The sequence below is a fragment of the Neisseria sp. CCUG12390 genome, from assembly GCF_047837985.1.
GTDB lineage: Bacteria > Pseudomonadota > Gammaproteobacteria > Burkholderiales > Neisseriaceae > Neisseria.
In genome coordinates, this window is the sequence record NZ_CP181244.1 from 1 (window position 1) to 19,453 (window position 19,453).

A 19,453-nucleotide genomic window follows, 5' to 3' on the forward strand; every position below is an offset into this window, starting at 1 on the left:
ATAAGTTCGCGCAGACTTGTCGGTAAGGCAAAATTTATACACAGGCCGTCTGAAAATAAGAAATCTGTCCACATCCGTCAACAATCCGAAAGCCGCTTTATCCCTTAAGTTTCAATCAAAATAAGATTTTGAAAAATAAAAGGAATAAAAGTTATACACAAGCAGGTTGCCTGCTCATAATCATAATCTTTTTATATTTTAAATTTTAAGTATTATTCTGTTTCCACATTTTTCCGAAACAAAAACGTTAAACTATCTTTTCAAAAAATTAAAAAGTTAAGGATTGTTAAAACACTGTAAATCGGGTAGAGTTACCGCCGATAAACCAACAATAACGGAGCTTCCTTCAATGAAAGGCGACATCGGTGTCATCGGTTTGGCCGTCATGGGTCAAAACCTGATTTTGAATATGAACGACCACGGTTTTAAGGTAGTGGCGTTCAACCGCACCACCAGCAAAGTAGACGATTTCCTGAACAATGAAGCCAAAGGCACTGATATCATCGGTGCTTATTCTTTGCAGGATTTAGTCGATAAATTGGAAAAACCGCGCAAAATCATGATGATGGTTCGCGCGGGTTCGGTAGTGGACGATTTTATCGGACAACTCGTGCCTTTATTGGACAAAGGCGACATCATCATTGACGGCGGTAATGCCAATTATCCCGATTCCACCCGCCGTACGCACGAGCTGGCTGCCAAAGGCATCCGCTTTATCGGTGCCGGCGTTTCCGGCGGCGAAGAAGGCGCGCGCAACGGCCCTTCCATCATGCCGGGCGGCGATGAGAGTGCGTGGCCGGAAGTGAAACCGATTTTCCAAGCCATTGCCGCGAAAACGCCGCAGGGTGAACCATGCTGCGATTGGGTCGGCCGCGACGGTGCGGGTCACTTCGTGAAAATGGTGCACAACGGCATCGAATACGGCGACATGCAGCTGATTTGCGAAGCCTACCAATTCATGAAAGACGGTTTGGGCTTGTCTTACGACGAGATGCACAACATTTTCAGCGAATGGAACCGAACCGAGCTTAATTCTTATCTGATTGAAATTACAGCCGATATTCTGGGTTTCCGGGATGAAGACGGCGAACCGTTGGTAGAAAAAATCCTCGATACCGCCGGTCAGAAAGGAACGGGAAAATGGACCGGCATCAACGCTTTGGATTTGGGCATCCCGCTGACGCTGATTTCCGAAGCCGTATTCGCCCGCTGCGTGTCGGCGTTTAAAGAACAGCGTGTACAAACCGGCAAACTGTTCGGTAAAACCATTACGCCGGTGGAAGGCGACAAACAGCAATGGGTCGATGCCCTGCGCCAAGCCCTGTTGGCTTCGAAAATCATTTCCTACGCACAAGGCTTCATGCTGATCCGCGAAGCCAGCGAAACCAATAATTGGGCGTTGAACTACGGCAATACCGCCCTTCTGTGGCGCGAAGGCTGCATCATCCGCAGCGCGTTTTTGGGCAACATCCGCGATGCCTACGAAGCCAATCCGGATTTGGTGTTCTTAGGTACCGATCCCTATTTCAAAGGTGTATTGGAAAGCTGCCTGCCCGCATGGCGCAAAGTAGTGGCCAAAGCCATCGAAAGCGGTATTGCCATGCCGTGTATGGCTTCCGCCATTACTTTCCTCGACGGTTACACCACCGAACGCCTGCCTGCCAACCTGTTGCAAGCGCAACGCGACTACTTCGGCGCGCACACCTATGAGCGTACCGACAAACCGCGCGGCGAATTTTTCCACACCAATTGGACAGGTACCGGCGGCGATACAGCATCTACGCCTTATGAAATTTGATTGCCGATAAAATAACGGTTTGGAAGGCCGTCTGAAAACGAAAGTATTTCAGACGGCCTTTATCAATTCCGTGATAAGTTTTTCCACAATAATTCTTGGAATCGATAGATAAGACTGTTTAATTATCATGTTGAATTATCAGAGAAAATAAAAAGGCCGTCTGAAATTTTCAGACGGCCTTTCAAGATTGTTCACAATATTATCCACAAGTTTTCAAGAGAACTGTAAGTAGCCTGAGACAACTTGTAAAACTTGGGGAATCGGTATTACTCCGAAAACTTGTGCAATCAATGACGTGGACTAAAGGTTTCAAGCGGTTTTTTCTGTGTATAACTTTTATGGTCGAACCATAAAATCCGATAAAAGGCCGTCTGAAAAGAATATTTTCAGACGGCCTTTGCTTTGCGCCGAAACGCAGTTCAAACCTTATTCAACCGTAACCGATTTCGCTAGATTGCGCGGTTTGTCCACATCGGTACCGCGTGCGAGGGCGGCGTGGTATGACAGGAGCTGAACCGGAATGGTGTGGACGACCGGCGACAACACACCGACATGGCGCGGCGTGCGGATGACGTGTACGCCGTCGGCTTCGGCAAAATTGCTGTCCAAATCGGTAAATACGAACAGTTCGCCGCCGCGTGCGCCGACTTCCTGCATGTTGGCTTTCACTTTGTCCAGCAGCGTGTCGTTCGGTGCAATCACCACCACCGGCATATTTTCGTCCACCAGCGCGAGCGGGCCGTGTTTCAGCTCGCCTGCGGGGTAGGCTTCGGCGTGGATGTAGGTGATTTCTTTCAGCTTCAGCGCGCCTTCGAGGGCAATCGGGAAGTGGATGCCGCGGCCTAAGAACAAGGCACTGTTTTTCTTGGCGAATTTTTGCGCCCACGCGGCGATTTGCGGTTCGAGGTTTAAAACGTGCTGGATGCTGCCCGGCAGTTGGCGCAATTCCTCCACATAATCATGCGCCTGCTGCTCGGTAACGTGGCCGCGCAGTTTGCCCAAGGTTACGGCCAGGCCGAACAATACGACCAATTGGGTGGTGAACGCTTTGGTCGAGGCCACGCCGATTTCGGCACCGGCACGGGTGTAGAGCACCAGTTCGCTTTCGCGCGGCAGGGCGGACTCCATTACATTACAAATCGACAGGCTGTGTTTGTGGCCGAGCGATTGGGCGTATTTCAACGCTTCCATCGTGTCCAATGTTTCGCCGGATTGGGAAATGGTGATGACCAATTGTTTCGGGTCGGCAATCACGTCGCGGTAGCGGTATTCGCTGGCGATTTCCACGTCGGTCGGCATTTTGGCGATGCTTTCCAGCCAGTATTTGGCGGTAAGCGCGGAATAGTAGGATGTGCCGCAGGCGAGGATTTTGATGCCGGTGATTTCGTTGAATACTTCGCGCGCTTTTTCGCCGAAGTTTTCCGGCTCGAAACCGCCTTCTAGGAACACTTCCGCTGTGTCGGCAATCGCGCGCGGCTGTTCGTGGATTTCTTTCTGCATGAAGTGGCTGTAAGGGCCGAGTTCCAAAGAAGCCAGCGACAATTCGGATACTTTCACTTGGCGGTCGGCCACTTGGCCGTTTTTGTCGGTCAGCTTCACGATGCCGTCTGAATTCAGGAGCGCGATGTCGCCGTCTTCCAAATAAGAGATTTTGCGCGTGAACGCGATAACCGCCGATACGTCGGAGGCGATGAAGGTTTCTTGGTCGCCGAATGCCACCAAGAGCGGGCAGCCCATGCGTGCCACAACCATTTCTTTGTCGTTTTCCTGCGAAATCACGCCGATGGCGTATGCGCCGTGGAAGTTTTTCGTCGCCGATTTCACGGCTTCATACAGGTTGCCGCCGTTTTGCGTGTATTCGTGGTTCACGCTGTGGGCGATGACTTCGGTGTCGGTTTGCGATTCGAACACATAACCCAGGCCTTGCAGACGTTCGCGTTCGGCTTCGAAGTTTTCGATGATGCCGTTGTGCACCACCGCAATCATGCCGCCCGAAATATGTGGGTGCGCATTCGGCTCGGTTACGCCGCCGTGGGTCGCCCAACGGGTGTGGCCGATACCGATGTGGCCGTGAATGCCTTTTTCTTTGGCTGCGTCTTCCATCAGCTGGACGCGGCCGACACGGCGCACGCGGCGGATTTTGTCGCCGGTGTGCACGGCGATGCCTGAAGAGTCATAGCCGCGATATTCGAGGCGTTTCAGGCCGTCGGTTAAAAAATCTACTACATTGTGGTTGGCGCGGATGGCGCCGACGATACCGCACATAAAAGTTCCTTAGTATCAAAAGTTTAAATAAAGCCACACCGTATCACGGGCGATGAAGCGATTATGTCGAATGCTGCTTCAAGGTCGCGTTTCAGCTTTAACGGCATGGCGGTTTGGCCTGCATAAGCAGACAGGAAAAGTGATTGGGAAAATCTGTTTTCAGACGGCCTTGATTATTAGGCCGTCTGAAATTCAAGGACAACTTACTTTTTATCGCCTTTTTCCGGACGAACCCAGCCTTCGATTACGGTTTGGCGTGCGCGGGCGATGGCAAGTTTGCCGTCTTCCACGTTTTTGTTAATCGCGCTGCCGGCGCCGGTGGTGACTTTGTTGCCCAGCGTAACGGGTGCGACCAGCACGCTGTTGGAGCCGATGCGCACTTCGTCGCCGATGACGGTATGGTGTTTGTTGACGCCGTCGTAGTTGGCGACAATCGTACCCGCGCCGAAGTTGGTTTTGCTGCCCACGGTGGCGTCGCCGATGTAGGTCAGGTGGTTGGCCTTGGTGCCTTTGCCGATGGTGGCGTTTTTCACTTCGACGAAGTTGCCGATGTGCACGTCATCCGCCAGTTTGGCTTGCGGACGCAGACGCGCGTAAGGGCCGATGACGTTGTTTTCGCCCACTTCGCAGTCTTCCAGCGAAGAAAACGGTGCGATTTTGGTGCCTGCGGCGATTTTGGCATTTTTAATCACGCAGTTTGCGCCGATTTCGACGTTGTCGCCGATTTCCACGTCGCCTTCGATGACGACGTTCACGTCAATCACCACGTCCTGACCGTGTTTCAGACGGCCTCTCAAATCGAAGCGGGCAGGGTCGCGCAGGGTCACGCCTGCTTTCAATAATTCCTGCGCCTGTTCGGTTTGGAAAATGCGTTCCAACTCGGCAAGCTGCACTTTGTTGTTCACGCCCGCCGCCAAATGCGAGGCGCGCACTTGTACCGGATGTACGGCGATGCCGTCTGAATTGGCCAGCGCAATCAGGTCGGTCAGGTAATATTCGCCTTGTGCGTTGTTGCTGGAGAGGCTGTTCAGCCAGCCTTCGAGTTTGGCGTTCGGCAGCACGAGAATGCCGGTATTGGTTTCTTTAACCGCTTTTTGCGCGGCATCTGCGTCTTTTTCTTCGACGATGGCCACTACTTTGCCGCCTTCGCGAATGATGCGGCCGTAGCCGGTCGGGTTGTCCAATACGTCGGTCAAGAGGCCGACTTCGTCGCCGGCGGCTTCCAAGAGGGCTTCCAAAGTGGCGGTGTCGGTCAGCGGCACATCGCCGTAGAGCACCAGCGTACGGCCTTCTTTCGGCAGGTGCGGCAAGGCCGTTTTCACGGCGTGGCCGGTGCCGAGCTGCTCGGTTTGCTCCACCCATACCACATCGCGTTTCACTTTTTCCAAAACCTGCTCTTTGCCGTGGCCGATGACCACGCAGATGCTTTGCGGATTCAGCGTGGCGGCGACGTCAATCACGCGGGCGACCATCGGTTTGCCGCCGACTTCGTGCAGCACTTTGGGCATTTTGGAATACATGCGGGTACCTTTGCCCGCGGCAAGAATCACGATGTGTAAAGGGGTTTTGCTCATGACGGTTTTCCATTCGGATAGGAACGATTGAATGTATGGCGAACGAAAATGAGAAATCTGCTTTATTGCCGCGGTTTGCCGCCTTGTGTCTTTCTCATTTTATTTCACTATGGGAGGCCGTCTGAAAAACAGCGGTATTTTCAGACGGCATGTCGGCTTATTTGGTTTCGGTCGGGCTGCCGGCTGCCGGTCGGCCGCCCCATGTGGTGCCCTGAACGTCCCGATGACGGTTCATTTCGGGTTTGACGGCGTGTTGTTCCGGACGGTATTGGTTGTAATTCATGTTGCGCGAGTAAGAACCGTCCTGGTAGTAAACGCGGGTGCCTTTTTCGTATTTTTGGCGCAGCGCGGTGCTGCCGTCGGCTTTTTGGTAGGTTTCCCATGTGCAGCCGGCCAGTGCGGCGAATGCCAAAATCATTGTCAGGTAACGCATGTCTTTTTCCTTGTTGAGAATATTCTATTGTAATGAAATTATGTGCGCAATCATAGGGTTTTACACGTTTCAGACGGCCTCGAGCCAGCCTTGTTGCGCCGCCCACACCTCCAAGGCGGCCATGTCGGGCGCAGCGCAGTCGACGAAGGGTAAAGCGTGGGCTTTGCGGCCGAACCATACGGTCTGTATACCGAGTTGTTTGGCGGCGTGAAGGTTATCTGCGTTATCGTCCACCATAATACAGTTTTGCGGTGTTGTTCCAAGCAGACGACAGACGGTCAGATAGGCTTGACGGTCGGGCTTGTAGAGAAAACCGAAATCGTCGGTTCCGGCCAGCAGGTCGAAATATGAACGGATACCCAAGTTTCCGACAACCGCCCGCACGTAAAACGACGGTCCGTTTGAAAACACCGCCTTGCGCCCTTTCAGACGGCCTAAAAGGGATTTAGTTCTTTGAATCGGTGTTAATTTTTCTAAAATCTGCGGCATGGGGTGGCTGTGTGCGAGAAATTCGGCGATGTCGATTTCGGGATGGTGGATTTGCAGGCCGGCCAAAGTCGCGCCGTAGCAGTGCCAATAGTCTTCGCGCAGGGCGGAAGCCTCTTCATGCGAAAGGTTCAGACGGCCTGCCAGATAGTCGGTCATGGCATGGTTGATCAGCAAGAAAATGCCGGCGTCGGCGTCGTGCAGGGTGTTGTCGAGATCGAAAAGCCAAACAGGCGGATTCATGGCAGGCTCTGTGCGGAAAAAAACAGGATGATGGCAGCTTACTGCCGCACGGGCAACCGTTTGGCAAGGTATGCCGCATAAAACGGCGGTCAAACAATCATTTAAGCGGCAATGGTTCATATGTTAAAATGTTGCCCGGTAACACACAGGCCGTCTGAAAGCCGTTTATTTTTCAGACGGCCTGTACTTTTGCAAAACATCAGATTCTGATTCTAAACAGACGAACACAACATACCATGATCGGTTTTTACACCTTATTCAAAAAAGAAATCCTGCGTTTTTGGAAAGTGGGCCTGCAGACTTTGGGTGCGCCCATGCTCACCGCGCTGCTGTACCAACTGATTTTCTCCCACGCCATCGGCCGCCATGTCGAAGCCCTGCCCGACGTGGCGTACAACGCGTTTCTGATTCCGGGTTTGGCGATGATGAGCATGGCGCAGAATGCGTTTGCCAACGCGTCGAGCAGCCTGATCCAGTCGCGCCTGTCGGGCAATCTGGTGTTTATCCTGCTGCCGCCGCTGTCCACCTTTTCCTTTTTCGGCGCGTACGTCGGCGCGGCGGTGGTGCGCGGGCTGCTGGTGGGCTTGGGCGTGATTGCCGTGACCGCCCCGTTCGGCCTGCCTGCGCCGTACCATATCGGCTGGATACTTGTGTTCGCGCTGCTGGGGTCGGCGATGATGGGGATACTGGGCTTGATTGCGGGCATTGTGGCCGAAAAATTCGACCAGTTGGCCATGTTTCAGAATTTCCTCATCATGCCGCTGACGTTTTTGTCGGGCGTGTTTTATTCCATCAACAGCCTGCCCGAATTCTGGCGCACGGTCAGCCATTTCAATCCGGTGTTTTACATGATCGACGGCTTCCGCTACGGCTTTTTCGGCGTGAGCGATGTTTCGCCGTGGCTGTCGCTGGCGGTGGTCGGCGCGGTGTCGGCGGCATTGGGTGCGCTGGTGCTGGCGGTCTTGCATTCGGGTTGGAAACTGCGCCGTTGAGCGGCAAGGTCGGGCAAAAGGATTTTGATGTTTTACTTAATTTAATATAAATATCGGATTTTATTTGCGTTTTGTGCAGGCGGCAGCTTGGGTTTCGGATTATTATCATTTGATGACATCCGCCCTGCTGCCGCTTCTTTTTGTAACAAAACTGAAGCCGTAGCCATCCATAATGATAAAAGTCAGCCGTGAATTTCGGCAGCAAACTACACAAGAGAAACCGTTATCCGCGCCCCGCCCCCAACCCGACAAATGGAGAAACCATCATGGCACAAGAATTCATCCCTCAAGCCTACAGTCTCGAGCGTCCTTTGAATACCGCCGACATCGCCGATAATACGCTGGTGTTGATTCTGGCCGGCGGCCGCGGTTCGCGTTTGCGTGAAATGACCGACCGCCGCGCCAAACCGGCCGTCTATTTCGGCGGCAACTGGCGCATCATCGACTTTACGCTGTCCAACTGCTTCAATTCCAACCTGTTCAAAATCGGCGTCATCACCCAATACGAAGCGCATTCGCTGCTGCGCCACTTGCAGCACGCATGGTCGTTTATGCCGCGCGAGCGCGGTTATTTCGTCGATATGCTGCCCGCCCGCCAGCAGGTTGACGAAACCATGTGGTACCGCGGTACCGCCGATGCGGTGTGGCAAAACGTCGCTTTGATGAAAGAGCACTACAAGCCGAAATACGTTTTGATTCTGGCCGGCGACCACATTTACAAGATGGACTACATGCAGATGATCCGCGACCACATTTCGCGCGGCGCAAAATGCACGGTCGGTTCGATTGAAGTCAAACGCAGCGAAGCGAAAGAATTCGGCGTGATGGCGGTGGACGAACATCTGAAAGTGCAGGCGTTTGTCGAAAAACCGGCCGATCCGCCTGCTATGCGCGAGAAACCGGATTCGTCGCTGGCTTCGATGGGGATTTACGTATTCGATGCCGATTACCTTTATGAAACGCTGGAACGCGAAGTCCGACTCGACCATACCAGCCACGACTTCGGCAAAGACATCATTCCCCAAGCCCTGAAAGACGGCGTGCTGTATGCCCATCCGTTCGAGCGTTCGTGCATGGGGCGCAACGCCGAAGGCAGCATTTATTGGCGCGACGTGGGCACGCTCGACAGCTATTGGGGCGCGCACATGGATTTGGTGGCCGAATATTCGCAGCTGAATCTGTTCGACCGTTCTTGGCCGATACGCGGGTTGCCGTCGCAATCGATGCCGAGCAAATTTTTCTACAAACACCAACATGAACGCACCATCGACAACTCAATGATCAGCGGCGGCTGCCTGATTACCGATGCCGAAATCAGCTCGTCGGTCTTGTTTGAGCGGGTGACGGTGAACGAAGGTTCGGTCATCGAGCAGTCGGTGATTCTGCCGCAGGTGAAAATCGGCAGGAATTGCGTCATCCGCAACTGCATCATCGAGCGCGCGTGCGAGATTCCCGACGGTATGCAGATTGGTGTGAACCCGGGGCAAGATGCCGAGTTTTTCCGGGTAAGTTCCGGCGGCAGCGTGGTGCTGGTTACGCCTGCCATGCTGGAAAAACGCGCCAAAGCCCTGAATAAATTTTCAGACGGCATGGGCATTTGACAATCGGTTTCAAGGCCGTCTGAAAACATTCAGACGGCCTGCAAACATGTGAAGAGGCCGTCTGAACGTTTAAAATATCCGGTTCCCGACTTGAATTGAGAAATACGATGAACATCCTGCATGCAGCTTCCGAGCTTTATCCTTTATTGAAAACCGGCGGTCTGGCCGATGTATTGGGCGCGCTGCCGTTTGCACAGCAGCAAAACGGCGACGACGTGCGCGTGATTCTGCCCTATTACCGCCAAATCCGCGAACAGATTCCGTTTACCGCCGAAGTGTTCCGCTGCGACGGCCCGGGCGGTTATGCGGTCATCCGTTTTGCAGAATATCGGGGCTTGGGGCTTTACCTGATTGACGCGCCGCACCTTTACGACCGCGGCGGCAACCCTTACCACGACGGCGGCTACCGCGATTATCCCGACAACGTCGTCCGTTTCGGCCTGCTCGGTTGGGCGGCTGCGGCGGTGGCGAGTGGTGCCGATCCGTTTTGGAACCGCGTCGATGTGCTGCACGCGCATGACTGGCAGGCGGGCTTGGCACCGGCCTATCTGAAAGCATGGGGCGCGTGGCAGGTAAAAACCGTGTTCACCACCCACAACATCGCCTACCAAGGCTTGTTCGACGCGCGCCACATGAGCGATTTATGGCTGCCGTGGGAGATGTACCGACCCGAAGGTCTGGAATTCAGAGGGCAGATTTCGTTTCTCAAAGCAGGCCTGTATTACGCCGACCACATTACCACCGTCAGTCCGACCTATGCGCGCGAAATCACCGTGTCCGCCTACGGCATGGAAGGCCTGCTGCAGCAACGCCAGTCACAAGGGCGTTTGAGCGGCATACTCAACGGCGTGGGCGACAACATTTGGCATCCCGCCGGTGACCATGAACTTGCCGCTTCATACGGCATCGATAATGCCGCCGAAGGCAAAGCCGCCAACAAAGCCGCCTTGCAGCAGCATTTCGGTTTGAAAAACGACCCTGCCGCCATGCTCTGCGTGATGGTGTCGCGGTTGACCGAGCAAAAAGGCGCGGATTTCCTGCTCGAAGCCTTGTACCTCAAACTTGCCGAAGATCCGTCGATGCAGTTCGTCTTGTTGGGCAGCGGCGCACCGTGGCTGGAACAGGCATTTAACGAATTGGCGCAGCATTATCCCGAACGCGTCGGCGTGCACATCGGTTATGACGAACAGCTTGCCCACCGTCTAATCGGCGGCGGCGACGTGATTTTGGTGCCCAGCCGTTTCGAGCCTTGCGGCCTCACCCAGCTTTACGGCCTGAAATACGGCACGCTGCCTTTGGTGCGCCGTACCGGCGGCTTGGCCGACACCGTGGCCGGATTCGGAGAAAGCGGCGAAGCCACCGGATTCGTGTTCGGCGCGCCGGATGCTCAGGCATTGGCCGAAGCCTTCAACACCGCGCTGTATGCCTGGTCGGAACAGGAATTATGGGAACAAATGCGCACACGCGCCATGCAGCAGGATTTCGGCTGGCTGAAAGCGGCGCAGGCTTACCGGCAGTGTTATCAATAACGCGCACTTACGGCATGTTTGTCAAAAGGCCGTCTGAAATTTCAGACGGCCTTTTCGTATCCGTAGCGTATGACGGTGGAAGGAATGTTGGGGGACAGGTTTTTCTGCTTTTCAAACGCTTTACAGCGAACTGAGCAAACCGTAAATCATCGAGCCGATGTAGTTGCCGATGATATAGCCGACGGTACCGATGAACAAAATCGGCCCCACCAGCGCGAGCCAGCCGCGGCCGATGGCTAAGGCGGCTGCGGTGGTCGGGCCGCCGATGTTGGCGTTACAGGCCAAAACCACTTCTTCGATACTGTATTTGAAGAGCTTGCCGGCTGCGAGCGTTACCGCCAGATTTACCAGGGCTACGGTGAGTGTAAACACGAACAGCAGCGGCGCGTTTTGCAGAATCATCGGAGTCGAAGCCGGTATGCCGATGACCACGAAAAACAGGAAAATGCAGTAAGTGCCCAATTCCTGACTGCCGTCGAGCTTGGCCATGCTGCGCGGCATCAGTGCAATCACGGCAAAGGTCAGCGTGGTCAAGAGCAGGTATTTGTCGGTGACCAAACCAATCAGCATTTCCGTGGCGATGTTGCTGCCGCTGCCCAACACGCCTTTCAAAAACGCCGACACGCTGAACGCCACCGCTACCAGCAAAACCGATGCGCCTAGTGACAAGGCGATGCTTTGCAGCGAAATCGGTTTGGCGCGCCAATATGCCGCGGCCGGATTGCTGCCGCTGTCTTGCGATTCGCCGTCGGCTTTGTCCTGAAACGGGCTGCCCCAAATACGGCGCACGGCAGGTGCGGCGGCCAGGCCGATGAGAATCAGGAAGTAACAGGCCATCATCAGGTTGTCGGCCACAATGGTGGCGGCGGTCATGTTTTTGGACGGCTCGAGTTTGGCCGTCATCGCAGCGAAATTCACGCCGCCGCCGGTATAGGAAGCGGAAATCATGCCGGCGATTTTGTCCAATTCGGGAATGTGGCTGCGCAACATGAAAAAGCCCAATACCGCGCCGATCATCGTGCCTGCCGAGCTGATGAGAAACAGAAACAGCAGGCGGCGGCTTTCTTTAAACACCGCGTGCAAATCCAGTTGGAACAGCAGCAGTGGAACCGCCAACGGCACGATATAGCCCCATACCGCGTCATAAACCGGCGCATCGGTGGGAATCAGCCCGAGATTGGAAGCGGCCAGCGCAATCAGCAGCGCAATCACCGCCCCCGGCACTTTGGCCGCCCAACGGAAATTCTGTTCGGCGTATACCGCCGCCGCCGCGGCCAGCATCACAAAAGCCCACAAAAGCAGATGGTTGTCGGCCGGAATGAGAGGGGTCATGGTTTTTCTCCTTTGTCGTTATCTTCGCCATTTTACCCGAACCGACGTTTTTCAGACGGCCCGGATTTTCTTTTTCGCCAATACCACGCCGAACAGGTAAACCGCCACCCCCAGCCACACCCACGCATAACCGGTGAATTTCTGCAGATTGAACGCCTCGCCGAACAGGGTCAGCCCCAAGAAAAACTGCATACTCGGCGACACATACTGAATCATGCCCAAATCGCTCATCGAAATGCGCTTGGCTCCGGCGGCAAACAGAAGCAGCGGCAACACCGTCACCACGCCCGAACCGATTAACACCGCCAAAGGCAGCGGCGGCAGACTACCGAAAACCAAATTCCCCTGTTGCGCCACCCAAAAAAGATAGCCCAGCGCAAACGGCAGCAAGACCAGCGTTTCCAGCGTCATGCCGGTCAGCGCGTCCAAGGGCGCAAGTTTGCGCAGCAGACTGTATATACCGAAGCTGCCCGCCAGCAAAAGCGACACCCACGGAATGTGTCCGGCCGGCACCGCCAGCCACATAATCCCGACCACCGCCAAAATAACCGCCAAAAACTGCGTGCAGTTGAGCTTTTCTTTGAAAAACAGGAAACCGAGCAGCACATTCACCAGCGGCGAAATAAAATAGCCCAAGCTGGCATCAAGGATATGGTTGTTGGTAATCGCCCAAAGATAGACCAGCCAGTTGAGCGAAATGGCAAAGGCCGACCCGGTAAAAGCCAAAAGCAGCCTGCGGTTGCGCACCGCCTGCCAAAGCGTGCCGGTCTGCCCCTTTAAAACCAACACGCACAACGCAAATACCGCCGACCAGCAGATGCGTTGCGCCAAAATCTGATCGGCGCTGATGGCCGTACCGGTGATGGGATACCAATAAAGCGGAAAAATCCCCCAAATCAGGTAGCAGCCCAATGCGTAAAACAGGCCTTTGCGGTATTCGTCGGGTTGGGTATTCATGGAACTTGTGCGGAGAAATACAAAAGAAAACAGGCGGACATTTTACGCCCGCCCCGGATAAAAAGTACAACAGGCCGAAGCCTTTGCAAAATCCGGAAATATTCAAATCCCTCTAATCGGTCATTCCCGCACCGGCGGGAATCTAGAATTTTAACCTTCTGTAATTTTTAAATTCCTGAGAGTGACAGAGCTGGATTCCCGCCTGCGCGGGAATGACGGACAGAGTTTTTCAGTTTAATCTGAATTTTGCAAAGGTTTCAGGCAGGCATTTTACGCCTGACGTTGATGAACGGATACGGCAGGCCGTCTGAAAACGAACGTAGTGAGTTTCGCCAAAATGGGCGCAACGCATTCCGCCAAAGCGAATGTAACGGGTTCCGCCGACTTTCAGACGGCCTCAAAGTTTAAACCGTTTTATTTTTCAACGGCAGTTTGATGTGCGGTTTGGCGGTTTTCGGGGCTTCCTTCAAACCCAGTTCGATTTGCTGTTCGTCGCTTAAAAGATTGCTCCAGTCGCCGGTTTTGTACCAATCGCGGCCGTCCAATTCAATCGGGTGCTGGATACGCTCGCAACCGTTGCCGCACTGTAAATCGTCTTCGCGGCAATACTTGTCGCAGCCCCAGCAAATCCGTTCGGGATTTTTGGGAAAAATCGGAAACTTTTTGGCCATGTCAGCGTGTCCTTGATGGAGATTATTGTTATATTCATGAACCGGCATTATAAAGGATTTCCAACCGCATATGCCTGTTTATACTGCTTTTTACCTTTGGCTTTTAAGAAAAGTTAAGGCCGTCTGAAAAGTTTCAGACGGCCCTGAAATAAAACCGGTAGGTCGGGTCGGTAAACCCAACAAAACCGCTAAACTCAAGGAAACGTCGGGTCATGACCCAACCTACATCTGCCGACATCAAAAATTTCCTTTATACACCTTCGGTTTGCACCAACAATTTGATGTAAAAAGGCCGTCTGAAAAAAATTTCAGACGGCCTTGAAACACAGTTTCGCTTAATCCAACAACGCATCCACAAACGCCCTTGCATCAAACGGCCGCAAATCGTCAATCCGTTCGCCCACGCCGATGTAGCGCACGGGAATCGGACGGTCGGAAGCGAGTGCTGCGAGAATGCCGCCTTTGGCCGTGCCGTCGAGTTTCGTCACAATCAGGCCGGTCAAGCCCAAGGCTTCGTCAAACGCTTTCACCTGGTTGACCGCGTTTTGGCCGATATTCGCGTCCAACACCACGATGATTTCGTGCGGTGCGTCGGGCATGGCTTTCTGCAACACGCGTTTCACTTTTTTTATTTCTTCCATCAGGTGCAGCTGGGTCGGCAGGCGGCCGGCGGTGTCGGCCAGCACAATATCGATACCGCGCGCTTTGGCGGCCTGCACCGCATCGAAACATACCGCCGCCGAGTCCCCCGTCGATTGCGAAATCACGGTGACGTTGTTACGCTCGCCCCATTCCTGCAACTGCTCGCGCGCCGCCGCACGGAAGGTATCGCCCGCCGCCAGCAAAACGGATTTGCCCTGCGACTGGAAATATTTCGCCAGCTTGCCGATGGACGTGGTTTTGCCCGCGCCGTTAATCCCGGCCAGCATAATCACAAACGGCTCTTTGCTTTCGGGCAGTACCAAAGGCCGCTCCAACGGCTTAATCAAATCGTAAATCGCCTCTTTCAGCGCGCCGCGCAATTCTTCGCCGTCTTTCAGACCTTTCAGGCTCACGCGGTTGCGCACGTCTTTCATCAGGTAATTGGTGGCTTCCATGCCCATGTCGCTGGTAATCAGCACGGTTTCCAACTCTTCATACAGATCTTCGTCGATTTTGCCGCCGCCGAATACGCCGGCCAGCGACTTGGCCATCTTGTCGCGCGATTTGGTCAAGCCCTGTTTTAGGCGGGAAGCCCAGCTTAATTTGGTCTGCGCACCGTCGTCTTCCGGCAGGGATTGGGTTGTCGCTGCGGTTGCGGCGGCAGCGGCAGCTTGCGCAATGTTTTCAGACGGCATTGATTGAGCCGAACCGCTAGAGCTAACCGGTTCAATTTCAAGGATTTCCTGTTTTTCGGAAACTTGCGCAGGCTCGGCCTCCGCCGCTTGGTTTCCGGCTGTTTCCGCCTCGGGGAAGGTCGAATCCCAAGCTGTTTCAAGCGCGGATTCTTCCGCCGCCGTCGGCAGGGTTTCCACTTCCGTCGGCGGCACTTCTCCGGCGGATTCAACAGCTGCCGTGTCTTGAGCGGCAATTTCCGCCGTCTGCCCCGATGCCGGTACGACAGCGGCGTCTTCCGGTATTTGCACATAATCAATCACCACTTTGCCGCTGTCGGTCAAAACGGTTTCCGCATCTTCATTCTGCGGCAGCGGTTCGGCTGTTTTTACCGTTTCAGACGGCATTGCCGCATCGGCTTGGACTTCTGCCGAACCGCTTTCGACGAACGTTTCCGCTGTCGTTAATTTCGCCGAATTTTCTTGTTCAAATTGTTGATTTGTAATATTTTTATCAGCCAACTCCGAAGCCGGAGGCGCGGCCTGCGCGTTTTCCGCCGCTTCTTTTGCAAACACATTTTCCAAAGCGGCCAGCATTTCTTCAACCGATTGCTTCGGCTCGGCAGCAGGGTCTGCCGCGGCTTGGCGGTGGTCGTGATGTTCGGGCTGAACCGCTTCTTCGGGAGCGGGGTGTTCCTGTTTTTTACGGCGGAATAAATTGAACATGGGGCGTTCCTCAAGGAGATGGAAAGATTTCCGGCAGCAGTAGGCTTGGTGCCGGGAAAGGCTGTCTGTAAAGGTTTCGGGCTATTGTAGCGTATTTTCGCAATGAACAGTAAGCATACGCTGTCAGGCCGGCTTTGGCCGAAAGCAAAAGGCGTCCACGTATGAGAAGGCCATCTGAAAAACGGTTTTCAGACGGCCTTCCGCAGAGTTATAGTTGGCAGGGGGTGTAAACCCACCGTATCCGCCGTATTTGCCTTCCCTGCCGCATTTCACGATAGTGGGTTTCCCCTACACGGATTTTCAGATGGTTTTTCAGACGGCCTGACAACGCGTAGGTCGGGCATTAATGCCCGACCTGCGTTTTGCGGTTACCTTGTATTTTTCAGACGGCCTGTGATTATTTCCCGATGCAGAACCGTGAAAAAATCACGCCCAGCAAGTCGTCGGCGGTAAATTCGCCGGTGATTTCGCTGCACGCCGCTTGCGCGAGCCGCAGGTGTTCGGCCAGGAGTTCGAGCTGGTGGTTGCTGCATAAGGCTGCGTTTTCCAGTTCGGCTTCGGCGGCGTGCAGGGCGTTGAGGTGGCGGCTGCGGGCGAGGAACAGGCTCTCGCTTTCGCCCTGCCAGCCGATTTCTTTGAGCAAGGCCTGTTTGAGCAGATCCAGGCCGTCGCCCGTTTTGGCGGAAAGCCTGATGAGCGTGTCTGCGCCGGTGAAGTTTTGCAGGCCGTCTGAATGTTGCGCCGGTACGGTTTCGGAGAACACGCCTGGGTTTTCGCCGGTCAGGTCGGTTTTGTTGTGGATTTCGATGCGTTTCAAACCGGCGGGCAGGCCGTCGAGTATGGCTTGGGTTTTGGCGTTCACACCTTCGCGCGGGTCGATCAGCACCAGCGCAACGTCGGCTTCGTTGACGGCTTTGCGGCTGCGTTCGATGCCGATTTGCTCAACCACGTCGTCGGTTTCGCGCAGGCCGGCGGTGTCGATGATGTGCACGGGCACGCCGTCGAGCGTGATTTGTTCGCGCACGGTGTCGCGCGTGGTGCCGGCGATGTCGGTAACGATGGCGATGTCGTCGCCCGCCAGCGCGTTGAGCAGGCTGGATTTGCCCACGTTCGGCGCGCCCACCAGCACCACATTCATGCCTTCGCGCAAAATCGCGCCCTGCTCCGCACTGGCCAACACGGTTTTCAGACGGCCTTGAATGCCCGCCAATTTGCCGCGCGCGTCGGCGGCTTCGAGAAAGTCGATTTCTTCTTCGGGAAAGTCCAACGTGGCTTCCACCAGCATCCTGAGCGTAATCAAATCATCGACAAGTTCATGAATATGCTGGGAAAACGCGCCTTTGAGCGAACGCAGGGCCATGCGCGCGGCGGATTGGCTGGACGCGTCAATCAAATCGGCCACGCTCTCGGCCTGCGCCAAATCGAGTTTGTTGTTGAGAAACGCGCGCTTGGTGAACTCGCCCGGTTCGGCCAGCCGCGCGCCCAGCTCCACGCAGCGCGCCAGCAGCATCTGCATCACCACCGGCCCGCCGTGGCCCTGCAACTCCAGCACGTCTTCGCCCGTGAAACTGGCGGGCGCGGCGAAATAGAGTATCAGGCCGTTGTCGATGGCAAGGCCGTCTGAACCGAGAAAATCGGTGTACAAAGCCACACGCGGCTTGGGCGTTTTGCCGCCGCTGACAGCCTGCGCGAACGGCAGCAAATCTTTGCCTGAAATGCGGATAACGCCCACACCGCCGCGCCCGGGGGCGGTGGCGATGGCGGCGATGGCGGGATTAGGTGCGGACATGGCCGTCTCTTTTCGGATAAATAAAGGGAATTATAGCAAAGGCCGTCTGAAAAAAGATTTTCAGACGGCCTTTGCTATTTTTATGGCATCGGTTTGCACAATCCGGCTCAAGATTCAACCGGATACCTAAACCGCCGGGAACAAAGTTTAATCGGTATGCTCGCTGAAGCTGACGCCGTTTCTTTCTTCCCGCGATAAAAACTGACGGCGGATCAAAACCGGTTGATTCCGGACGAATTGTTTGAAACCGGATGATTTGAAAGAAATATATCCTTCGGACAATTCGATATTCCACTGATAAATTCCGTTTTCCACGCTGACGAGCTCTACATCTTCGATAGCCGGTAAATTGGTTCCGTATTGGTCGATTTCTATTTGCAGGTTGTAAATATTTTCAAATTTCAGGGTGCAGGGCGACACCCAAAACGAAAAATATTCTTCCGGCGGCATGGGGTTGACCCATTCCAAAATGTAATCGATGTCGAAAATCAAATCCGTACGGTATTCATCGGCAGGATGGAACACAAAGCCGTAAATACGGGCATCGTGCCAACCCATTTGATCGAAATCTTTTTCCGTCCAAATCTGTTTTTCCAAAGTATAAGTTTCCATTTCCAAACCTGAATGCCCATTAAAAATTTTACCGGCTTTAATTTTTTAGAGGGAAACTGAGAAAGATTGGTTCCATAAGCCGCCGGAACAGCGGCGTTGCGTCGGAAAAATCCGGCAAACCCGAGATGCGGCCAATATAGTAAAAGGCCGTCTGAAAACGGATTTTCAGACGGCCTCGGGCTTTATCAACGCTTTTTCGCCGGTTTGGTTTTCTCCGCCGCCGCCAAACGCATGGCGACGAATTCGACCATCAGGTCTTTTTTGTTCCAGAAAAAATCTTTCATTTTTTCCAGCGGATAGATTTTGCGCACCATCATCGGCAGGCCTTCGTGGATAATCGCGGCCACTTCGGCGTTGGTGGCTTGGCTGTCCATCGCGGTTTTAAGGTCGGTCTGTTTGGCGGCAAGGTAGTCGTTGAGGCGTTTTTTCACGCCGCCGTTGATTTCGAATTGCTTCATGTGGTTTTCCGTTTCCGTATGTATTAGGTGATTATCTTCAAGCCCATAATCACATGGTATATTTTCATTTTAGCAAAATGTGTCGGGGACGCATATTTGCAGGGGGAAGATTATGGCCGAATTTGGCTTTTTGTTCCATAAAATTGTCGGCAAAGCGGCTTTTCTGCAAAAAAACAGGGGCAGTTTTGGCGTAAAATGTGGGTTTAAGGCTACAATAATGCCTGTTTGATAGGGAGGCCGTCTGAAAAATGTATTTATGGTTAAAACTGGCGCATATTTTCTTTATGATTTCCTGGTTTGCCGGGCTGTTTTACCTGCCGCGTATTTTTGTGAATCTGGCGCAGGTCAATCCGCAAACCGAAGCCGCCGAATATGCGCGGCTGCTGGGTATGGCACAGCGGCTGTATAAATTCATGTCGCCGCTGGGGATTCTGGCCGTGATGTGCGGCTTGGCGATTCCGTTCGTAACGGATTGGTGGAGCATGGGCTGGGTGCACGGCAAAGCCACGCTGGGGATTCTGCTCATCGGCTACCAGCACATCTGCCGCGCCCACCTGCGCCGCTTCGAGCAGCACGCCTGCCGCCATCCGCACAAGTTTTACCGTTTTTTCAACGAAGTGCCGGTGCTGATGATGCTTGCCGCGCTGTATCTTGTCGTATTCAAACCGTTTTGA

General features: G+C 54.1%; 16 protein-coding genes. 5 read left to right on the top strand and 11 right to left on the bottom strand.

Going from position 1 to position 19,453, the window contains the following annotated elements; all coding sequences use genetic code 11:
- Positions 1 to 349 precede the first annotated feature (349 nt).
- Positions 350 to 1,798: a decarboxylating NADP(+)-dependent phosphogluconate dehydrogenase gene (gene gnd / locus ACM67E_RS00005; RefSeq protein WP_416191641.1), complete on the top strand. Its 1,449-nt coding sequence runs from the start codon at positions 350 to 352 to the stop codon at positions 1,796 to 1,798.
- Positions 1,799 to 2,224: 426 nt separating this feature from the next.
- Here the strand turns inward: gnd and glmS are convergent, their stop codons facing one another.
- The 4 genes from glmS to ACM67E_RS00025 all read right to left on the bottom strand — a co-directional run bounded on the left by glmS (position 2,225) and on the right by ACM67E_RS00025 (position 6,799).
- Positions 2,225 to 4,063, bottom strand: coding sequence for a glutamine--fructose-6-phosphate transaminase (isomerizing) (glmS, locus tag ACM67E_RS00010; protein WP_416191642.1), 1,839 nt, complete (start codon positions 4,061 to 4,063; stop codon positions 2,225 to 2,227).
- A gap of 203 nt (positions 4,064 to 4,266) precedes the next feature.
- Positions 4,267 to 5,637, bottom strand: a complete 1,371-nt coding sequence (glmU, locus tag ACM67E_RS00015; RefSeq protein ID WP_416191643.1) for a bifunctional UDP-N-acetylglucosamine diphosphorylase/glucosamine-1-phosphate N-acetyltransferase GlmU — start codon at positions 5,635 to 5,637, stop codon at positions 4,267 to 4,269.
- 157 nt (positions 5,638 to 5,794) lie between these two features.
- Positions 5,795 to 6,070 (bottom strand): spore cortex protein, encoded by a 276-nt coding sequence (locus ACM67E_RS00020; RefSeq protein ID WP_416191644.1) that lies wholly within the window; start codon positions 6,068 to 6,070, stop codon positions 5,795 to 5,797.
- Positions 6,071 to 6,139: 69 nt separating this feature from the next.
- Positions 6,140 to 6,799, bottom strand: a complete 660-nt coding sequence (locus ACM67E_RS00025) for a pyrimidine 5'-nucleotidase (RefSeq protein ID WP_416191645.1) — start codon at positions 6,797 to 6,799, stop codon at positions 6,140 to 6,142.
- Between the two features lie 236 nt (positions 6,800 to 7,035).
- Here ACM67E_RS00025 and ACM67E_RS00030 point away from each other — a divergent pair, with 236 nt between their 5' ends.
- From ACM67E_RS00030 to glgA, 3 genes are all read left to right on the top strand, one after another.
- Positions 7,036 to 7,791 (top strand): ABC transporter permease, encoded by a 756-nt coding sequence (locus ACM67E_RS00030; RefSeq protein ID WP_416191646.1) that lies wholly within the window; start codon positions 7,036 to 7,038, stop codon positions 7,789 to 7,791.
- 266 nt (positions 7,792 to 8,057) lie between these two features.
- Positions 8,058 to 9,392, top strand: a complete 1,335-nt coding sequence (gene glgC / locus ACM67E_RS00035; protein WP_416191647.1) for a glucose-1-phosphate adenylyltransferase — start codon at positions 8,058 to 8,060, stop codon at positions 9,390 to 9,392.
- A gap of 107 nt (positions 9,393 to 9,499) precedes the next feature.
- Positions 9,500 to 10,921, top strand: coding sequence for a glycogen synthase GlgA (glgA, locus tag ACM67E_RS00040; protein WP_416191648.1), 1,422 nt, complete (start codon positions 9,500 to 9,502; stop codon positions 10,919 to 10,921).
- A gap of 120 nt (positions 10,922 to 11,041) precedes the next feature.
- Here glgA and ACM67E_RS00045 read toward each other — a convergent pair whose 3' ends face one another.
- The 7 genes from ACM67E_RS00045 to ACM67E_RS00075 all read right to left on the bottom strand — a co-directional run bounded on the left by ACM67E_RS00045 (position 11,042) and on the right by ACM67E_RS00075 (position 18,779).
- The gene (locus ACM67E_RS00045; RefSeq protein ID WP_416191649.1) at positions 11,042 to 12,253 is read right to left on the bottom strand and encodes a DUF819 domain-containing protein; all 1,212 of its coding nucleotides are present in this window, start codon (positions 12,251 to 12,253) and stop codon (positions 11,042 to 11,044) included.
- 51 nt (positions 12,254 to 12,304) lie between these two features.
- Positions 12,305 to 13,210, bottom strand: coding sequence for an EamA family transporter RarD (gene rarD / locus ACM67E_RS00050; protein WP_416191650.1), 906 nt, complete (start codon positions 13,208 to 13,210; stop codon positions 12,305 to 12,307).
- A gap of 404 nt (positions 13,211 to 13,614) precedes the next feature.
- Positions 13,615 to 13,881 carry a DUF3079 domain-containing protein gene (locus tag ACM67E_RS00055; protein ID WP_416191651.1) on the bottom strand — a complete coding sequence of 89 codons (267 nt, stop codon included), beginning with the start codon at positions 13,879 to 13,881 and terminating at the stop codon, positions 13,615 to 13,617.
- Positions 13,882 to 14,216: 335 nt separating this feature from the next.
- On the bottom strand, positions 14,217 to 15,602 hold the full coding sequence (gene ftsY, locus ACM67E_RS00060) for a signal recognition particle-docking protein FtsY (protein WP_416192786.1): 1,386 nt from the start codon (positions 15,600 to 15,602) through the stop codon (positions 14,217 to 14,219).
- A gap of 715 nt (positions 15,603 to 16,317) precedes the next feature.
- Positions 16,318 to 17,709, bottom strand: a complete 1,392-nt coding sequence (gene mnmE, locus ACM67E_RS00065; protein WP_416191652.1) for a tRNA uridine-5-carboxymethylaminomethyl(34) synthesis GTPase MnmE — start codon at positions 17,707 to 17,709, stop codon at positions 16,318 to 16,320.
- A gap of 147 nt (positions 17,710 to 17,856) precedes the next feature.
- On the bottom strand, positions 17,857 to 18,321 hold the full coding sequence (locus ACM67E_RS00070; RefSeq protein WP_416191653.1) for a hypothetical protein: 465 nt from the start codon (positions 18,319 to 18,321) through the stop codon (positions 17,857 to 17,859).
- 185 nt (positions 18,322 to 18,506) lie between these two features.
- Positions 18,507 to 18,779, bottom strand: a complete 273-nt coding sequence (locus ACM67E_RS00075; protein WP_416191654.1) for a hypothetical protein — start codon at positions 18,777 to 18,779, stop codon at positions 18,507 to 18,509.
- A gap of 248 nt (positions 18,780 to 19,027) precedes the next feature.
- Here ACM67E_RS00075 and ACM67E_RS00080 point away from each other — a divergent pair, with 248 nt between their 5' ends.
- Entirely contained in the window at positions 19,028 to 19,453 is a 426-nt protein-coding gene (locus ACM67E_RS00080) for a CopD family protein (RefSeq protein WP_416191655.1), read from the top strand.